The following is an 18,056-nucleotide window of genomic DNA, read 5'->3' on the forward strand; positions in this document are numbered from 1 at the left end:
AACACCCCTTCCCTTTTTTCTTTATTATGACGTATCGCCTTCGGTTTGTAGAGCGAAACATCCGATTGACCCGGACAAAAAAATATCAACCCTTTCCCTTACCCATGCATCATGAAAATCGATTAGACTAAAGGTATGAGGGGGATGAATGATGAGTGCATATGAACAATTTGGAGGCGAACGTGGCGTGAAGCAACTTGTCGAGGCATTCTATGACCTCGTCTATGCCGACCCGATTTTGTTGCCACTGTTTCCGGAAGATAAAGAGCGGGTAAAACAACATCAGTTTGAGTTTTTGACCCAGTTGCTCGGTGGTCCGAAACTATATACGGAACGGCGCGGTGGCGGGAACTTAGCGATGATTCATCGTGACCATCCGATCTCCGAGACACATGCGGGCCATTGGCTCGGTTGTATGGAGCAAGCGCTCAAAACGGTCGATGCACCTGAACCTGTCAAACGACAGCTGTTCCATCGTTTGATCATGTCGTCGTCTAACGTCGTTCGCGTCTGCTCCCACCATTTTGAGTAGTCAGCTTTTCAAAAAGCGGGTATGATAGGAAAGTAAGTAAAGGAGGTCGTTGTCATGACAGAAGAAGAGAAAAAAGAAGTCGTTTCCTCTGAGGAAGAGACGGAAGAAGTCGAGCCTACGGCTGTCCTCGCCGATGCACTCGATGAGGATGACGAGGAAGAGGATCAACCTGAAGAAAAGAACATGGACCACATTAAAGGCGTGTTCAACTATATGCATGAGAACGGAAGAGAATATCGTGTCGTCTTTTATCAGGACCGCAAAAACCTCGTGTTCCGTGAACTCGGAAACGGGAAAGTCGAATTCGTGGGACGTTTCACGGATGAATCGTACGACGAAGAGAACGAGGATGAAATGCGTGAACTCGGCGAATCTGAATTGAACCGAATTCTCGAAGACCGTCTTAAATAAAAAAATCGCCCGAGCTCGGGCGATTTTTTTATTTGTTCTGATTCCGTTTTTTCTTCCGAAGGGCATAGACGGCACCTGCAATACCACCAGCGACAGCAAGACCGGCCACGACCGGGACGAGTATTTTCTTCGTCGGAAGCATCTCGCGCACACGCTCGTACGGTGTCGGGACGGACAGTTCGAGTTGAACGGCCGCTTCCCCGTGCCCGTTCGCCCGTGCCTTGCGCGCGGCATCCGTGATGACGACACGACTCGTCGTATAACGACGGTTGCCATGCTCATCCGTGAAAGGACGGCGAACGCGTTTTACACCGCGCACCGTCTTCCCGCGTGCAGCATCTGGCCGGACGACACGTTCACTCGTCCATGCCCTTCCACCCGTCGCACTATAAGCCGGGCGAATCGTCCGGCGATTTAACCACGTGTATGAATCATTCATCGTTGATTCCCTCCAATATTGTGAAGTCCTTCTCTTATTATACCCATAGAGCATCTCCAAAAAACATCGCGCCCAAGACCGAGTACGAGGGGTAAACGAAAGACCGGCTCGAAGGCCGGTCTCGCGTCATTCCGTAAACGGTTTGTCACGATGGCGACGTTTCGCCAAAATCAAGTAGTATGCCGGCACAAGAACGAGCGTGAGGATCGTCGAGAAGAGAATCCCAGAGACAATCCCAATCGCGAGCGGCTTGAAGAGCGGGTCATTTCCAAGTGCGACCGGCAACAAGGCGACGACCGCAGTGAGCGCCGTCAGCAAGATTGGCCGAATCCGGGCCCGACCAGCCTCATACACCGCTGTCGTGACCGCCATCCCTTGTCGAATGCCTTGTTCAATGAACTCGAACAAGACGACAGCATTTCGGACGACGATTCCGGCGAGCGACACCATCCCCATCGAGGCCATGAAACTGAACGGCGTCTGTGTCACGAACAGACCGACGACCGCACCAGCGATGGCCAAATAAATCGTGAACAAGACGAGTAGTGGCAAGGACAAGGAGTTGAACTGGAACGCAATAATCAAAAAGATTAAGAACAAGACGACGACGAACAACGTGGCGAGCTCAATAAAGAACTCATTTTGCGTATCACTCGACCCGGTCTGGGCGAATGAAACCCCTTCGTCTGTCAAACCGGCTTGTGCTTCTTCAAGGACGCGGTCAACGTCCGTTCTAAAGGCGTCCTCGTCCATCCCTTCGGTCGGATAAATCCGAAGCGTCACGGTACGTTCTCCGTTCTCCCGCGGGATTTGTTGAATTTGCTCGGTGGTTGTCTCCGTGACGAACGTACTGAGCGGGGCGACCGGTGGACCAGCTTCCGTATCGACAGGCATAAGGATGTCATCTAACGCGAGCGCCTCGCGGTTCGCTTCGGCATCAATCACAATTTTGACATCGCGTTGCTCAATGCCGTCATCAAACGTCCCAATTGGTACCCCATCCGTGACGAGACGGATTTGATCACTGATCGTCTTCGCCGTCACACCGGCGGAAGCCATCGCTTCACGGTCGAGCTCGTATGTGAGCGTCTGGAACGGCTCTTTAATATCGTCGAGAACGAGGGCACCTTCAATCGTTTCAAGCTCGGCTTTCACCTTATCCCGAGCGTCGACGAGCTGATCGATCGTTTCCCCACGCATCGTAAACTCGACTGGGGCCGATGCAGGTGGTCCTTGTTGTTGGGTTTCTAAAAAGATTTCCGCGTCAGGGTAATTTTCTCGCAACTGAGAGGTGTAACGGTCAATGAGTTGAATCGCGTCGATTTCATCGTTATCGACACGGACGACGATTTGTCCTGTGTTTTCCCCTGACTGGTCAAGTCCACCTGTGAACAGGCTCGGGAGCCCGCCCCCGGCGAAGACAGACGTCTCGACGACACCGTCGACGTCTTGGAACTCAGCTTCCATCTGCTTCAAGCGACGTTCCGTCTCCTCAAGGTTTGTCTGGACCGGGAACGTGACGCTCGTCACGACTTCCGGGCGATTCGCCGCCGGGAAGAATTCGAACGGCGTCAATAAAATGAGACCATAGAGCGCCGTCGTGATGACAAATCCGATGAGCCCGAACGTCCAAGGACGTTTCGCGACGAGCGGGAGCAGTTTGTCGGCATAAAAGTTACTCAACCGATTAAGCGGTCCGCCGAGCCATCCAGGTTCGCGTTTCGAGACGCGGACTTGCTTGCGGTTTAACCAGTACTGCACGATTGGGACGAGCGTCAAACTGATTACCATCGATGCGAGCACCGATAAAGCGAGCACGGTCGGTAGCGCCCGGATGAAGTTCCCGTTCGCACCTGAGAGCAACGTCAGCGGCAAGAAGGCGAAGACGACGGCGAGCGTCGACGTGACGATCGAGCCCCACACTTCTTTCGTTCCACGGACTGCCCCAAGCATGGCCGAATCCCCTTTACGGTACCGGCGTAAAATGTTGTCATTGACGACAATCGCGTCATCGACGAGAATCCCGAGCGCGATGATCGCACCGATGATGGAGATTTGGTTCAAATCGACCCCCGTGAAACGGAGTGGAATTAATGCGAGCAAGAATGAGAGCGGGATAGCCAAGCTGACGACAAGGGACCCTGTGAACGTCAAACCGATCGTCGTTACGACGATGACCGCAATCATTGCAATGATAAATTCACGTGTGAGCGAAGAGAAAATCGCATCGACAGCGCTTGCTTGATTAGAATAGGTGACGAGCTCGACGCTATCGAGGTCACCGACTTCTGAAGCGACGACTTCATCGATCCGCTCTTGGAGCGTCGGAATGTCTTGGCCGGGCTCAATCGTGACGGTGAGCGAAACCGCCGGCTTTCCATCGAGTGAGACAAGGTCGGTCACCGTTTTGGGCGCCTCTTCGACCGTGCCGACATCCGCGAGTAAAACTGGCTCGCCTTCGAACGATCCGACGACGACTTGGTCCATGTCATTGACGTTCGTCAGGCTATCAATCGCCAGCTGATAAATGCCATCCTCCGTCGATTGTCGTCCGAGCGGTGTCGTTTTGTATTCTTCATTGATCGCCGTCAAGACGTCCGGGAAAGCGAGCTGCCGTTCCCCGAGCGCTTCCGAGTCGAGCGAAACGACAAACTCCGTCTCAGGGAGCCCTTTGATTGTTACACCGCTTACGCCGCTCGTGCGTAAAAGACGTTCTTCTACCTGATCGACATTCCCTCGAATCGTCTCGAGCGATTCGCGGTCATCTGCCGTCAACAAGTAAGAGGCGACCGGGAGTTGACCAACCGAATCGTTCACGGTCGGCGGGAGCGCTTCTTCTGGCAGACGTGACTGCGCATCCGATACGGCTTGACGCACGTTCGCCTGAAGTTCGGACTGATTCAGTCCATCCTCATATTCGACTGTAATGTTGGAGAACTCGGACGCTGAAAGAGACGTGACGTTTTCTACGCCTTCGATGCTCCTTAACTCGGTCTCGAGCACACTCGTAACGTTCCGTTCTACCGTCTCGGCGGTCGCCCCTGGATATGGCGTCTGAACGAGTACGATGTTGACACTCGTTTCTGGAATTTCACGCTTCGGCAATTGGAAGAACGTGAGCACCCCGACAATGACTGCGACGAGTAAAAACACGATGACGAGTTTTCCTCGCTCAATCATTTGTTGAAAAAACATAATGACCCCTCACTTTCAGATAATGTGCAAATACACATATGAACTATTCTTCTTCATCATAGAGGGGTTCATCTTTGATTTCAATCTTTACGTCGATTTCAATGTGCTGCCGTGAAACCGTTTTTGGAAGGCGTATGAGATTTCGATGGAACGTTGCTTTTGACGTGAGACGGTATGGTCTGACACATTGACTTGAACCGATTCGCCTGTTAAAAACTGAATGCGCGTCCCCGATGCCCCCGGCTTGATGTCTGTCACGTGCTGGAAGTTGATCCAGGCGCAGTCCGGGCTTTCTTTTGCAATCGTCGGGAAGAAGACGGCGTCGGCATGCCAATCCATGACGACCGGTGTTTTTCGATGGGGTCCGAGCACGTGTCGGGCTGCCTCGATCCGTCCTTGAATGCTCGACCCATAATAGAGACAAGCGTCCTCAAGCAACTTCATCGGCGCCCCTTTCATTCGATGAATCCCATCCGGCTGATAAACGAGCGTCTCGGCTTCCCCATACTCGTTAAACACCGGAATCAAAGCTCTTGTGTCATTCGTCAACTGTGTCATCTGTTTATCCTCCATACCGTTTATTGTGCCTTACACGTTATTCATATCAAGTTCTGACAGAAGCTGCAAATCGCGTTTTCACATTGCCAACTTAAAAAAACCAGCTGGGTCAGCTGGTTTTTGAAAATCAATCTTCGGATTCTGAAATTTGAACGGTTTTTGGTGGTGGAAAACGGAATCGCACAGCCACTCCGTCCGCCGTATTTCCTAACGTCACCTCACCATGATGTAACGTCACAATTCGTTGGACGATAAAGAGCCCAAGTCCAAACTTCCCTTGCTTGCCTCGAGAGAACTGATGGAACAAATCGAGCTGTTCGTCGACCGGTGGGCCATCGTTTTCGATGACGATGTCGATTCCCATGTCGGTCCGATTCAAATGGATGCGTATCGAAGACGTCGCATAGCGAAGGGCATTATCGAGTACGTTCTCGAATGCGACCCGAATCTGTTCGCCGTCTCCGAGCATTTCCCCGGCCTGACCGGTCACCGTCCAGTCGAGGTCGCCTCTCAACTTGAAACGAGCCACAAGCAGCTCCATCAGCTTGTCGAGATTGATCGGCTCGAGCCGCATCTCTTGGCCTTTGAAGTATTCAAGTTTCGTGACGTAAAGCAAATCGACGACTTTTTTCTCGAGACGTGACGCCTCCTCGTCAATCACCTCAGCCGACGCTTTCAAGTCACCGGTCGGATAAATCCCGTCCCCAATCGATTGGGCGTAACCGCGAATGACCATGATCGGTGTCTTCAAATCGTGCGAGATGTTCTGAAGGAGCGCCTGTTGTGCCAAATCCTGTTCCTGGAGTTCAAGTCGCATCGCATCGATGGAACGAGCCAACTGGCCAAGTTCGTCCTCTCTCGCGAGCGGTAGTACCGTCTCCCATTGGCGATTGGAAATCTTCTCGACGGCTCGCTCCATCTCGACGATCGGCTTCGTCAACTCGCGTGACATCCAGAGTGCTGGGATGAGTGATAACAGGCTGATGACCCCGATTAAGATGGAGATGCGCCAAAACAATGTCGAGACGAGCTCACGGCGATACGCATCCCATGCGTAAGATGCTTGATAAATGAGCGCGCCATCATATTCGTTTTGACGAATGATATAGTAGACGTCCTCTCCGTCAATCGTCGTCTGATATTTCGCGATTTCAGTCGTCTGTTCAATCGCTTCCCGGTACATCTGATTCGTCAACTCGAGCGGGGCCGAACCGTAAATGATACGTCCGTTCGGCAAGAAGATGAGCTGATTGACCGATCGTGACTCTTGTTGACGGCGGTCATATTCGATCGGGTTTCGTGGAATGTTCTCCAGCTGATTCGTATTGCCGAGGTAATAATCGACGTCTTGCAACGTCTCATACACTTGTTCATCGATGAATTGCGTGATTGAGGAGCGGACGGTCAAAAGAATCATCAGCGCGAGGGTGACGATAATGAGCAAGATCAAAATCCAAATCTTCCACATGAGCCGTTTCGGCTTAAGTTGCTCGAACATCACGGTTTAACGAGACGATACCCGATGCCGTAGAGCGTCTCGAGCTCGAGCCGATGCAACTTTTTACGGAGTCGGCGAACTAAGTCATCGACGACCCGGTCCGAGCCAAAGTAGTCGTGCCCCCATACGCCTTCTAAAATCTGTTCACGCGATAGCGCCGATCCTGGATGTTCAAGGAAGAGGAGCAACAAATCGAACTCTTTCGATGTCAAATCGATATCGTCCTCTTGGTGCTTGATGAGACGCTTATCCGGATAAATCGTATACTCCCCGTACTCGATATGTTCATTGGACTTCGACCCGTAGACGCGATCGATCAGCTTTTTGACTCGGATGACGAGTTCACGCGGTAAGAACGGCTTGGCGATATAGTCGTCCGAGCCCATCTCGAGCCCGATAATCTTATCGATATCCTCATCGCGCGCCGAGATGAAAATCGTCGGGGTGTTGGCGTTTGTCGCCTTAATTTGTTTTAACAGCTGGAACCCGTCCAAATCCGGCAACATGATGTCGAGCACCCACAAATCGGGCTCATCTTTAATGGCGGCCTGTGCCGAGACGCCATCGGAAAACGAGCGGACCCGATAGCCTTCCTGCTCCAAATATGTGACGAGCATTTTGTTCAAGTTGATTTCGTCATCGACCAAATAGATTGTATACATCCGATTCACTCCTGCAATGTTTTTACATATCATATCAAACAATTATGGAGAAATGATGGGAATGGTTACGCCTAAACCTGCAATCGTCGCACAAAAAAAGAGGGTCTCCCCTCTTTAGCGGGACGTCTGTCCGCGTAATTGTCGAGCCAAGAACGCCGTCCCTCCGCTCAACAGTGCCACGACACCGCTAATCATGACGAGTTCCATCGTAACCCCACCTCTCGTTGATACCGATTCTCATTATCACCTATAATATAGCACATTCCTTTCTTGTTGAACATCGCAAAAAAATCCCGCCTCGAGGGCGGGATTTCGGTCAGGCGTTCACGTCATAGCCTTGTTCTTCAATCGCTTCAATCATTTTTTTCACGGATACGTGCTCGTTATGAATCACATCGACGCGATGGTCCTGGAGTGACACGATTGCCGACTCCACTCCTTCAAGTTCTGTCAAAGCGCCTTCAACGGCTGCCTTGCAATGGTTACATGTCATGCCTTCAACTTTCAATACAGTTTCATTCATTTGGATGTCCTCCTTGTGTTTTCAATCGTAACGCGTTCAAGACGACAGAGACGGAACTGAACGCCATCGCCGCTCCCGCAATCCATGGTGCGAGTAGACCCGCCGCCGCGACCGGAATGCCAAGACTGTTGTAGGCGAGCGCCCAAAACAGGTTTTGACGAATATTTTTCATCGTCAGTCGACTCATCTCGAGCGCACGGTTCACTCCGATGACGTCTTTCCCCATCACCGTCACGTCCGCCGCCTCCAAAGCGACATCTGTTCCGCTCCCGAAGGCGATGCCCACGTCTGCGACGGCGAGGGCCGGCGCATCGTTCATACCGTCACCAACCATAGCGACGCGGCCGTGTTGCTTCAATGCCTCGATATGGTCGGCTTTTTCTACTGGAAGCACTTCCGCGATCACGTTTGTCTCCGGTATGCCAAGTTCTCGGGCCACATCGAGCGCGACTTCCTTTCGGTCACCGGTCAAGACATAGACGGCCCGCGTCTTCGCGAGTTCGGTCACGACGTCACGGCTCCCTTGTTTCAAACGGTCCTTTAACCCGAAAGCTGCTCGAATGCCCGTAGCATCCGCGACGTACACCGGGGTCATCGCTCCCATATCCCATTTCGGTAAAGCATAGCCTGCTTCTTGCATCAAGCGAACCGAACCGATGAGAAGTTCTTTCCCATCTACGATTGCTTTCAATCCTCGGCCGGCGAGCTCTTCCACTTGGTCCACCCGGCCCGTCCCGTCGAGCTTCCCAATCGCCGCAGCGAGCGGGTGGGTTGACTGCCGCTCAGCCATGACCGCTTGACGCATTGCGGTCTCGTCTCCGAACGTACTGACGACTTCTGGCGTTCCGTTCGTGAGGGTGCCCGTCTTGTCGAAGACGACGATGTCGGCCCCGTTCAAGGATTCGAGCTGTCCTCCGCCTTTGAACAACACCCCTTGTTCCGCGGCGCGTCCGGTGCCAACCATAATCGAGGTCGGCGTGGCGAGCCCGAGGGCACATGGACAGGCGATGACGAGTACGGCGATGGAAGCTCGAATGGCCATGTCTAAATTTCCGAATCCGAACGTCCAAACGATGAACGTGACGGCACTGATGGCGACGACAATTGGAACGAAGACACCAGAGATGCGGTCGGCCTGCCGTTGAATCGGGGCTTTGTCCGTCTGCGCTTGCTCGACGACGCGCACGATTTGCGCGAGCATCGTCTCACTCCCGACCCGTTCGGCCTGCATCAACACGCGATGCGACCGGTTGATTGTGCCACCGACGACTTCCGCACCCATTCCTTTTTCTGTCGGAATCGATTCCCCCGTCAACATCGATTCATCGATAATCGTCTCGCCTTCAACGATTCGTCCATCGACCGGTACTTTCTCCCCCGGCCGGACGACGAGCACGTCCCCGACGCGGACAAGGTCGACCGCGACGGCACGTTCTTCACCGTCGACGAGGAGGATCGCTTCTTTCGCCTGAAGCGACAAGAGCGATTTAAGGGCATCCGTCGTCTTCTCTTTCGCTCGCGCTTCAAGCCACTTTCCGACGAGGACGAGCGTGATCAAGACCGCACTCGTTTCATAGTAGAGCGCCGGATGCATCGGGTGGGCGAGCATCTCGAACACCGAATAAAAGTAAGCGGCTGACGTTCCCGTCGCGACGAGCACGTCCATGTTCGCACTGCCGCTCTTCAAGCTCTTGTATGCTCCTTGATAGAACTGCGCCCCGATCCAAAACTGGACGGGCGTCGCCAAGGCGAACTGCCACCAGGGGTTCATGAGCCAATCCGCATGGAACATGAACCCCGGGATGTGCGTGATCATAACGAGCAAGAGCGGTGCCGACAAGAGCGACGAGATGAGTACTTTTCGTTCGAGCGGACGCAAGTCACGCTCTGGCGTCATCTCGACTTTGTGCGCTGCGCCGTAACCAAGTTTCTCGATGCGGGCGATCAGTTCTTCCTCGGTGATGCCGTCCGCGACCCGAATCGTTGCCGTCTCAAGCGGCAAGTTGACCGTCGCTTCGACACCCTCCATTTTATTCAATACTTTTTCGATTCGGGCCGAGCAGGCGGCGCATGTCATCCCTTGAATCGATAGTTCAACGGTTTTCATGAATGGCCCTCCTCACTTTTTAATGCGGCTGACAATTGTCATCAATTCGTCAATGTACGGGTCCATGTTTTCCGTCTCACTCGCATGGACGAGACACTTCCGCATATGGCGTTCGAGCAATTGTAACTCGACTTGTTTGAGAGCGGCCTGAATCGCGGACGTCTGCGTCAAAATGTCGATGCAATAACGATCGCTCTCGACCATTTTTTGAATTCCTCGGACTTGTCCTTCGATTCGCCGGAGCCGTTTGCTGAGCGCTTCCCGCTCGGCATCGTCACGCGGAATAATCGGTTGTTCGTGCATGAATTCTTCCATGATTATCACCTCATCATTAATATACCCCTACCCCCTAATGGTGTCAAATCCAATGCATTAAAAAGAGCGACTTTCGTCGCCCTCTCCTTCAACTGCTTTGGAACGCTTCACTCTTTAAGACGGTTCGTAAAATCTTCCCGGTCGTGTTTCGTGGCAACTCCTCAATTAACTCGATCTGCGTCGGCTGTTTGTATTTCGCGAGCTTCGTCGCCGCGAATGCGCGAATGTCCTCGACTGAGACCTCCTTCCGCGTCACGACGAACGCTTTGACCGCTTCTCCTTGCTCGGCGTCCGGCACTCCGATGACCGCTGCTTCGACGATCCCGGGATGTTGATACAATACTTCTTCGACTTCGCGGGGGTAGACGTTGTAGCCACCGACAATGACCATGTCTTTCTTCCGGTCGACGATATAGAAGTACCCGTCTTCATCGCATCTAGCCAAGTCGCCCGTATAGAGCCAGCCGTCTCGTAACGTCACGGCCGTCTCTTCTGGTAGCTTATAATAGCCTTTCATGACGTTCGGGCCGCGGACGATTAGTTCCCCGACTTCCCCGACGCCGACTTCCTCCCCGAGCTCGTCGACGATTTTGTTTTCCACGTGGACGATGGACGGGCCAATCGAGCCGGCCTTGCGTTCCCCGTGCAGCGGATTAAAGCACGTCACCGGTGATGCTTCGGATAAGCCGTACCCTTCGAGAATCTTACATGCAAACGTCGATTCGAACGTCTCAAGCAACTGAACCGGAAGGCTCGCCCCACCGGATACGAAGATGCGGACATGGTTCAAGGCCGACGTATAAGCAGGCACTTTCATCGCCGTCTGCAAGAGGAAGTTGTACATCGTCGGAACGCCAGCGAAGATGCTAACACGGTGCTTCGGAACCAAGTCGAACACGTCCTGTGGCGAAAACTTCGGTAAAATGACGATGGTCGCCCCGCGTAATAGGGGCGCATTGACGATGACGGTGAGACAGAAGACGTGGAACATCGGCAACGCCGCGAGCGCTTTGTCGTCCGGTGTGATCTCTAAATACTCCCCGATGGATTGTGCGTTCGAGTACAAGTTCCGATGGGTCAAGAGGGCCCCTTTCGGTTTTCCCGTCGTTCCGCTCGTATACAAGATCACGGCAACGTCCTCTTCATCGACTTCGATGAGTTCCCCACCCGCTGTCATAAGCGCGTCGGCGAACGGTAAGAACTCGATGACGCTACGTTCAGCTTCGGCCGGTACGTCGGCATACGGTACCGAGACGACAAGTTTCAATTGTGGCAACTGCGAGAGCGCTCCTTTCGCTTGTACGATGAGCGGCGACAAGGCGACAATCGCCTTCACATCCCCATCCAGCAAAATATATGCCATCTCGTCGGGCGTATATGTAGGATTGATTGGAATTACGACCCCACCTCGTGCGAGTACCGCAAAATACGAAATTAAAAACGCCGGGCTGTTGCCGAGGACGAGGGCAACGTGATCGCCTGGATTTACCCCTTTCGCTTCAAGCGTAGACGCCATCGCCCGCACTTGTCCTAAAAATTGTTCGTAGCTGACCGTGTCTTCCCCAAACACATAAGCCGCTTTTGCTGGATGTTCAGCCACTACATTGCGTAACGCCGTGACTAAGTTTGCCATAGTAATCCCCCTTTGAATGAATGACGGTTCACTTTCACGCCGTAAAAAAGAGCACGGGGTCCGCGCTCTTTTTTAGTTAATTCTATTGTACATGAAACCCTTTAGGAAGAAAACGCTTTCAAATCCATCGTCTGTAAATGGTATAACCCGCTCCGACTCTTAATGTGGGCGAGCGCTTGTAGCGCCTCATCATTCATCAACAAATCGTCCATCAATTTATGGAACGCTTCCCGTCTCGCCTCCGTTATCGCGGTAACGAAAAACAACATTTCCGCCCGGATCGGTTCGCCCGTAATGCTGACGACGTCGAACGGGTGATTCAAGTGAAGTAAGGCAATCCCGTCTTTACGCGTCACGTGGCGTGGTACATCGATGACGGCGACCGGAACAGCCACATCCGCCACCCCGGACGGAATCGTCTGCTCTTGCTCAAGTACCGCTTGAGTGAACAGTTCATTGACGACTCCTCTTCCTTCTAACTCTAATCCGATTGCTCGAACAGCTCGCTCGAACGTCGGTTGATTGGTCACCCACAGCTGGTTCGTCTCCATCCATTCCGTGATGAAACGGTACATCTCGATTCCTCCTCGACGTCTTCTTAAAGAGAGGCTTGCACTAAACATGATACGCTTCTCCTCGATTCGCGGCAACGTAACCCGCGATGTTTCACGAAACCGCCAAAAAAGGGACAGCCTCACATGGAGACCGTCCCGACTGTGCATCCGCTTCAGCTAATGAGATCGACAAGTTCTTCGAGCTCGACGTTACCGAAGTAATGTTTGATATCAAGGTGTGACAATTGTTCCCGAATCGCGCTGCGTTCGAAGCGCGTTCCGACGAGCGCCTGCTCGACGTCATGAATCTCGCCGACACCGAAGAAGTCACCGTAAATCTTCGCCTCGGTGATCGTACCTTTATTGACGTTCAAGCGGACGTCAATCGTCCCGATTGGGAAGCGACGTTTCGACTCGACGTCAAACTTTGGTGACTTCCCAAAGTTCCAATCCCAGTTCGCATACCGTTCCTTCGAGATGTCTTGGACGATCTCCCAGTCTTCATCACGAAGCACGTAACGCTCTGGCTCTTTGCCGTCGTAAATCGAATGGAGCAGCGCCTCGATAAAGTGCTCCATCGCCATCTCGTTCTCTAAAAACTCGGTGATGTTCGCGACGCGGCTTCGGACCGATTTGATGCCTTTCGAGCGCATCTTTTCCTCAGAGACGTTAAGCGAGTTGACGACTTCCTCGATGTTCGAGTTGAACATGAGCGTCCCGTGGCTGAACATACGGCCACGTGTCGTGAACTGGGCGTTTCCACTGATTTTGCGTTCGCCGACTTGGATGTCGTTACGTCCTGTCAACTCGGCGTCGACACCGAGTTGTTTGAGCGCATCGACAATCGGTTGCGTGAACTTCTTGTAGTTATTGAACGAGTTCCCATCGTCTTTCGTGATGAAGCTGAAGTTCAAGTTGCCTTCATCATGATAGACGGCGCCACCGCCTGAAAGACGACGAACGACGTCGATGCCGTTCTCTTCAATATACTTCAAGTTTACTTCTTCCGACGTATTCTGGTTTTTACCGATGATAATGGACGGCCCGTTAATATAGAACAAGAAGTAATCCTCATGTTCGACGTTCAAATGTTTGAGAATGTACTCCTCGACCGCTAAGTTGATCTTTGGGTCCCGGATGTCCGGATTGAAGATGAATTTCACGCTGTTTGTCCTCCTAATGACTAGTCATACGTTCATTATACGAGACGACCGCTCGACCCGACAAATGAATTACTTCCATTCCCCGTTCATGACGCGCTTCAATGCTTTCGCAACACCGTACTCATCGTGTCGCTCGGTCACGTGATCGCTTATTTTAATCAACTCTTCGTGGCTGTTCGCCATGGCGATGCCTTTTCCAGCCACTTCGAACATCGGGACGTCATTCAAATTATCCCCGATGACGACGACCTCTGACAAATCGACGCCGAAATGTTCAGCGAGTTTCGTGACGCCGTGTCCTTTGTCGGCTCCGTTCGCCATCACCTCGATGTTATCGTTACCAGACGAAGTCACGTATACGCCGTCGACTTGTTCATCGATTTCGGCCCATAAGGCGGACATTTTCTCAAAATGACTTGAGAAGGCGATAAATTTGTAAACACGTCCTGCTTCATTCTTAATGAAGTGCTCGATGTCCTCGACCAGTTTCACATCTTCGTTCACGTAATAGCGTTTGCGGAAGAACTCATACATCTCGAGTGAACGATCGTCGCCGTTTTGCTTCAAATTCTCCATCGCGGCTTCGATTAAATCCATGCGGCTCGCCACAAGCCCCGCCTCCGAGTACATCTCATAGAAGACGTCCGCGTATTTATGATCTTGATGAAGCACAGAGACGACTTGCAACGCTTCTTCTGTCGTCAAGTCAATCTCGTGGAGCACTTCACCTGTCTCCGTCAACACGCGTCCCCCGTTTGACGAGACGATGGGGCATGAAAGGCCGACCTCGTCGAGAATTTCTTTCGCATTGAAATAATTACGTCCCGTCGCAATCGCAAAGCGAATCCCTTGCGCTTCCGCCTCCCGGACGACATCTGCCGTCTCTTTTGCGATATGCGTATGGTTATGCAAAATCGTGCCATCCATATCCGATACGAAAAGTTTGTACGTTGCCATCAACATCCACTCCTTTTTCTGTTTCGCTCTTAACTATAACAAAAAGAGAGGCGTTCGGAAAAATCCAACACCTCTCTTCACAAAAAGCTTACAGTCGCTCGCTTAACGAATTTATCTGTTCATGGACGCTCTTGATGCAGTCCGGCATGCCAATCCCGTCGTAGGCGATGCCAGCTAACAGCACCCCCGGATAAACCCTACCCATTTCAGCACGAAGCGCGCGCACCCGGTCCGAATGGAAGACGGCGTAAGGTGGTAAGCCATCGCGAAGCCGACTGACGACGGTCTCGAGCGGCGCGCCTTTAATCGTCATCAAACGACCGAGGTCGTCAAGTGCGGTCGATACAATCGTCTCGTCAGACGCCTCGACGATTGCATCAGCTCCAGGACGTCCGAGAAAGACGCGCAACACGTGATACCCTTCTGGTACCGCATGCGGCCATTTTTGATCGATGAACGTGCATGCCGTAATCGTCACGTCCGCTTCTTGACTCGTCACGAACCCTGTCCCGACGAACGGTAGCTCGATATCTTCTTCTTTAAAGACAAGCGAACATGTGGCAGTCGCGTGCGGTTTCATGTCTGCCAAAAAGTCGCTGTCGACTTTCGGTAAGAATTGACGGATGAGGCGCGGCGGTACGGTCAAGACGAGGTGATCGGCCTCTTTGTCGCCACGATTCGTAAGTAGCCGATACCCCTCTTCGGTTTCCTCCACGTGTTCGACAAAGCAGTTCAAGACGATTTCGGTCCGCTCTAAACGTTCCGCGAGACGGTCGGTAAGCGACTTCAAGCCGCGCTTGAGCGAGGCAAACTGCCCCACTTTCTTCGCCCCGACTTCCGCGACGCGCTGTTCGGGACGAAGATGACGCATGCCTTCATACAAGTTGCCGTGTTTCTTCTCCCCTTCAATGAACTGCGGGAAGGTCGACAAGGCGCTCATCTTGTCGATATCCCCTGCATAGATGCCCGACAAGAGCGGTTCAATCAAGCGGTCGACAATCGGGTCGCCGACACGTTCACGTAAATACAGCCCGAGCGACACGTCCGTCTCTGGCGGCTCGACGTCCGGTGGTGAGAGGAGCATCGATCGGAGCTCAGCATGTTCTTCCTCCGATAAGAGCGTCGTATCTTTGAACGCATCGACATCGAGCGGAATGCCCATGACCGTTTGTTTCGGGATGGGATGTAACCCGTCATGATGGAGGACATACGCCTGACCGACGCCATTGCGTACAATTTCATCACCGAGACCGACCTCATGAATCAAGTCCGTCATCGCCGTCTTTCGGAACACGTAAGAATCTGGGCCCCGTTCGACCGCAAACTCTCCCGTCTCAAACGTATCGATTTTCCCACCGAGGCGGTCTGTCGCCTCGAGCAACGTGATCGTCACGTCTTCTGGCAAATACTTCTCGGCATAAAAAGCGGCGGTGAGACCTGTGATCCCACCACCGACAATCGTCACATTACGCATGATGCACGATCACGCTTTCCATCCGATCCGCGATGGCTTCGATAAAGCTCCGCTCCGCGTTTGGCATGTCTGGACGCGCGTAGTGAACGCCTAAACGGTCACAAACGACTTTACACTCGACGTCGTTATCGAAGAGCACCTCGAGGTGATCCGCGACGAACCCGACCGGCGTATAGACGAACGCTTCATATCCATGCTTTTCATAAAGTTCAGCTGTCAAATCTTGGACATCTGGTCCAATCCACGGGTCCGGCGTGTTGCCTTCCGACTGCCAGCCAACTTCGTAGTGTGGCACGCCAGCTGCCTGCGCAATTTTGTCTGCCGTCTCTTTCAATTGATCTGGGTACGGGTCGCCACCTGCTAAAATCTTCTCAGGAAGACTGTGCGCCGAGACGATAAGACACGCCTTCTCGGCCGGGACTGGCAAGTTCGCAAACGTCGCCTTAATCGCTTCAGCCCACCAGTTGATGAACTTCGGCTCGTCATACCACGACTCGACCGAGCGAATCTCGATGCCGTATTTCGCGGCTTCTTCGTGCGCGCGGCCGTTGTACGACTTGACGCTATACGACGAATAGTGCGGTGCCAATACGACCGAGACTGCTTCTTTAATGCCGTCGTTCGCCATTTGCGCGACCGCATCCTCGACGAACGGCTCGATATGCTTCAAACCGATATACAGTTTGAACTCGATTTCACCGACGTGACGCTCGTTCAAGATATCGCGAAGCGTTTCCGCTTGGTCGATTGTGATTTTTGCGAGCGGCGACACGCCGCCGATTGCTTCGTAGCGCTCCGTCAAATCTTGGAGCGCCTCCGGAGAAGGCTTACGCCCATAACGGATGTGCGTGTAATAACGCTCGATATCTTCCGGTTTGTACGGTGTCCCATATGCCATGACGAGTAATCCGACTGTTTTCATAATGATTTGCCTCCCATTTTTTCACGTGAGTAGTCATGAATGAATGCTGTCAATTTGACGAGTACGGCTGGATCGACTTCCGGGAACACCCCATGTCCCAAGTTGAAGACGTATCCGGGTTGCTTCATGCCTTCATCGAGAATTTCTTTCACTTTCGCTTCGATGACCGGCCACGGTGCGAGCAAGTAAGACGGATCTAAGTTCCCTTGGACCGCTTTCGTGATGCCGCGTCCACGGGCTTCTTCTACAGACAAACGCCAATCGAGACCGACGACGTCAAGCGGCAAGTCGTGCCACTCTTCGACTTGGTGACTCGCCCCGACACCATGCATGATGAGCGGAATGTCGAGTCCACGTAGTTCGCGGAAAATCCGTTCTGTCGTCGGCTTAATATAGCGCGCATAGTCTTTCCGACTAAGTGTGCCGACCCATGAATCAAACAATTGGAACGCTTGAATCCCTGCTTCCGCCTGTGCTTTCGCATACGTGATGACCATATCGCCTAACTTCTCCATGAGTGCGTTCCACACTTCTGGCTCAGCGTACATGAGCGCTTTCGTACGATGGTAGTTCCGTGATGGACCACCTTCAATCATGTAACTCGCGAGCGTGAACGGCGCGCCCGAAAAACCGATAAGCGGCACGTCGAGGCGCTGCCGGAGCAAACGAATCGTCTCGAACACGTATGAGATGTCATCCGGATTGAGTGGTTTCAAGCTTTCCACGTCCGCCATCGTCCGATATGGATTGTCAATGACCGGACCGATGCCGCTCTTGATTTCCACATCGACACCCATCGACGGGAGCGGTGTCATGATGTCTTTATATAGAATGGCCGCGTCGACGCCGAGTTGCTTGACCGGGAGTTCGGTCACGTACGCACACAATTCTGGGTCGTGTGTGATCTCGAACAATGTCCTCGTCTTTTTAATCTCCCGATATTCCGGCTGATAGCGTCCCGCTTGGCGCATGTACCAGACGGGCACATAGTCTGTCGCCTCTCCTCGAAACGCCTTTAAAATAGTATCGTTCATACGTCGCGTCATTCCCCTCTTTAATTCTCCTACACTCTTCTTCTATAGGTATGTGAACTCAAAAACATTATACAGAAAT

At 52.7% G+C, this 18,056-nt stretch carries 17 protein-coding genes; 2 read left to right on the plus strand and 15 right to left on the minus strand.

The window, feature by feature from the left end:
• The first annotated feature begins 151 nt into the window (after positions 1-151).
• Positions 152-532 (plus strand): truncated hemoglobin, encoded by a 381-nt coding sequence (locus KNP92_RS10305; RefSeq protein ID WP_214840036.1) that lies wholly within the window; start codon positions 152-154, stop codon positions 530-532.
• A 54-nt stretch (positions 533-586) separates the two neighbouring features.
• The gene (locus tag KNP92_RS10310) at positions 587-943 is read left to right on the plus strand and encodes a hypothetical protein (protein WP_214840037.1); all 357 of its coding nucleotides are present in this window, start codon (positions 587-589) and stop codon (positions 941-943) included.
• Positions 944-971: 28 nt separating this feature from the next.
• On the opposite strand, the gene KNP92_RS10315 is transcribed toward KNP92_RS10310, so the two are convergent.
• The 15 genes from KNP92_RS10315 to hemE all read right to left on the minus strand — a co-directional run bounded on the left by KNP92_RS10315 (position 972) and on the right by hemE (position 17,989).
• Positions 972-1,382, minus strand: coding sequence for a hypothetical protein (locus KNP92_RS10315; protein WP_214840039.1), 411 nt, complete (start codon positions 1,380-1,382; stop codon positions 972-974).
• Between the two features lie 126 nt (positions 1,383-1,508).
• Positions 1,509-4,562, minus strand: a complete 3,054-nt coding sequence (locus KNP92_RS10320) for an efflux RND transporter permease subunit (RefSeq protein ID WP_353047939.1) — start codon at positions 4,560-4,562, stop codon at positions 1,509-1,511.
• A 102-nt stretch (positions 4,563-4,664) separates the two neighbouring features.
• Complete coding sequence (locus KNP92_RS10325; protein WP_251136452.1) at positions 4,665-5,135, minus strand: competence protein ComK; 471 nt, start codon at positions 5,133-5,135, stop codon at positions 4,665-4,667.
• 127 nt (positions 5,136-5,262) lie between these two features.
• Entirely contained in the window at positions 5,263-6,633 is a 1,371-nt protein-coding gene (locus KNP92_RS10330; RefSeq protein ID WP_214840045.1) for a HAMP domain-containing sensor histidine kinase, read from the minus strand.
• Positions 6,633-7,295 carry a response regulator transcription factor gene (locus KNP92_RS10335; protein ID WP_214840047.1) on the minus strand — a complete coding sequence of 221 codons (663 nt, stop codon included), beginning with the start codon at positions 7,293-7,295 and terminating at the stop codon, positions 6,633-6,635. The genes KNP92_RS10330 and KNP92_RS10335 overlap by 1 nt, the downstream gene beginning before the upstream one ends.
• Before the next feature lie 316 nt (positions 7,296-7,611).
• The gene (copZ, locus tag KNP92_RS10340) at positions 7,612-7,818 is read right to left on the minus strand and encodes a copper chaperone CopZ (protein WP_214840048.1); all 207 of its coding nucleotides are present in this window, start codon (positions 7,816-7,818) and stop codon (positions 7,612-7,614) included.
• Positions 7,811-9,925 (minus strand): heavy metal translocating P-type ATPase, encoded by a 2,115-nt coding sequence (locus tag KNP92_RS10345; RefSeq protein ID WP_214840049.1) that lies wholly within the window; start codon positions 9,923-9,925, stop codon positions 7,811-7,813. The genes copZ and KNP92_RS10345 overlap by 8 nt, the downstream gene beginning before the upstream one ends.
• A gap of 12 nt (positions 9,926-9,937) precedes the next feature.
• A complete protein-coding gene (locus tag KNP92_RS10350) occupies positions 9,938-10,240 on the minus strand; it encodes a metal-sensitive transcriptional regulator (RefSeq protein WP_214840050.1) in 303 nt (100 codons plus the stop codon).
• Between the two features lie 88 nt (positions 10,241-10,328).
• The gene (locus KNP92_RS10355; RefSeq protein ID WP_214840051.1) at positions 10,329-11,873 is read right to left on the minus strand and encodes a long-chain-fatty-acid--CoA ligase; all 1,545 of its coding nucleotides are present in this window, start codon (positions 11,871-11,873) and stop codon (positions 10,329-10,331) included.
• Between the two features lie 101 nt (positions 11,874-11,974).
• Positions 11,975-12,448, minus strand: a complete 474-nt coding sequence (locus KNP92_RS10360) for a PTS sugar transporter subunit IIA (RefSeq protein WP_214840052.1) — start codon at positions 12,446-12,448, stop codon at positions 11,975-11,977.
• Between the two features lie 152 nt (positions 12,449-12,600).
• Complete coding sequence (gene lplA / locus KNP92_RS10365; protein WP_214840053.1) at positions 12,601-13,590, minus strand: lipoate--protein ligase; 990 nt, start codon at positions 13,588-13,590, stop codon at positions 12,601-12,603.
• A 69-nt stretch (positions 13,591-13,659) separates the two neighbouring features.
• Entirely contained in the window at positions 13,660-14,547 is an 888-nt protein-coding gene (locus KNP92_RS10370) for a Cof-type HAD-IIB family hydrolase (protein WP_251136453.1), read from the minus strand.
• 88 nt (positions 14,548-14,635) lie between these two features.
• Positions 14,636-16,021 (minus strand): protoporphyrinogen oxidase, encoded by a 1,386-nt coding sequence (hemG, locus tag KNP92_RS10375; RefSeq protein WP_214840057.1) that lies wholly within the window; start codon positions 16,019-16,021, stop codon positions 14,636-14,638.
• Positions 16,014-16,943, minus strand: coding sequence for a ferrochelatase (gene hemH, locus KNP92_RS10380; RefSeq protein ID WP_214840059.1), 930 nt, complete (start codon positions 16,941-16,943; stop codon positions 16,014-16,016). The genes hemG and hemH overlap by 8 nt, the downstream gene beginning before the upstream one ends.
• Positions 16,940-17,989, minus strand: coding sequence for a uroporphyrinogen decarboxylase (hemE, locus tag KNP92_RS10385; protein WP_214840061.1), 1,050 nt, complete (start codon positions 17,987-17,989; stop codon positions 16,940-16,942). The genes hemH and hemE overlap by 4 nt, the downstream gene beginning before the upstream one ends.
• Positions 17,990-18,056: the final 67 nt, after the last annotated feature.

Origin of the sequence: Exiguobacterium sp. s122, from assembly GCF_018618475.1 — a bacterium.
Lineage (GTDB): Bacteria > Bacillota > Bacilli > Exiguobacteriales > Exiguobacteriaceae > Exiguobacterium > Exiguobacterium himgiriensis.

What these genes read in the sequence shown, in the direction of transcription:
- KNP92_RS10305 (WP_214840036.1), top strand. Translation starts at nt 152, where the DNA reads ATGAGTGCATATGAACAATTTGGAGGCGAACGTGGCGTGAAGCAACTT.
- KNP92_RS10310 (WP_214840037.1), top strand. Translation starts at nt 587, where the DNA reads ATGACAGAAGAAGAGAAAAAAGAAGTCGTTTCCTCTGAGGAAGAGACG.
- KNP92_RS10315 (WP_214840039.1), bottom strand. Translation starts at nt 1,382, where the DNA reads ATGAATGATTCATACACGTGGTTAAATCGCCGGACGATTCGCCCGGCT.
- KNP92_RS10320 (WP_353047939.1), bottom strand. Translation starts at nt 4,562, where the DNA reads ATGATTGAGCGAGGAAAACTCGTCATCGTGTTTTTACTCGTCGCAGTC.
- KNP92_RS10325 (WP_251136452.1), bottom strand. Translation starts at nt 5,135, where the DNA reads ATGACACAGTTGACGAATGACACAAGAGCTTTGATTCCGGTGTTTAAC.
- KNP92_RS10330 (WP_214840045.1), bottom strand. Translation starts at nt 6,633, where the DNA reads ATGTTCGAGCAACTTAAGCCGAAACGGCTCATGTGGAAGATTTGGATT.
- KNP92_RS10335 (WP_214840047.1), bottom strand. Translation starts at nt 7,295, where the DNA reads ATGTATACAATCTATTTGGTCGATGACGAAATCAACTTGAACAAAATG.
- copZ (WP_214840048.1), bottom strand. Translation starts at nt 7,818, where the DNA reads ATGAATGAAACTGTATTGAAAGTTGAAGGCATGACATGTAACCATTGC.
- KNP92_RS10345 (WP_214840049.1), bottom strand. Translation starts at nt 9,925, where the DNA reads ATGAAAACCGTTGAACTATCGATTCAAGGGATGACATGCGCCGCCTGC.
- KNP92_RS10350 (WP_214840050.1), bottom strand. Translation starts at nt 10,240, where the DNA reads ATGGAAGAATTCATGCACGAACAACCGATTATTCCGCGTGACGATGCC.
- KNP92_RS10355 (WP_214840051.1), bottom strand. Translation starts at nt 11,873, where the DNA reads ATGGCAAACTTAGTCACGGCGTTACGCAATGTAGTGGCTGAACATCCA.
- KNP92_RS10360 (WP_214840052.1), bottom strand. Translation starts at nt 12,448, where the DNA reads ATGTACCGTTTCATCACGGAATGGATGGAGACGAACCAGCTGTGGGTG.
- KNP92_RS10370 (WP_251136453.1), bottom strand. Translation starts at nt 14,547, where the DNA reads ATGGCAACGTACAAACTTTTCGTATCGGATATGGATGGCACGATTTTG.
- hemG (WP_214840057.1), bottom strand. Translation starts at nt 16,021, where the DNA reads ATGCGTAATGTGACGATTGTCGGTGGTGGGATCACAGGTCTCACCGCC.
- hemH (WP_214840059.1), bottom strand. Translation starts at nt 16,943, where the DNA reads ATGAAAACAGTCGGATTACTCGTCATGGCATATGGGACACCGTACAAA.
- hemE (WP_214840061.1), bottom strand. Translation starts at nt 17,989, where the DNA reads ATGACGCGACGTATGAACGATACTATTTTAAAGGCGTTTCGAGGAGAG.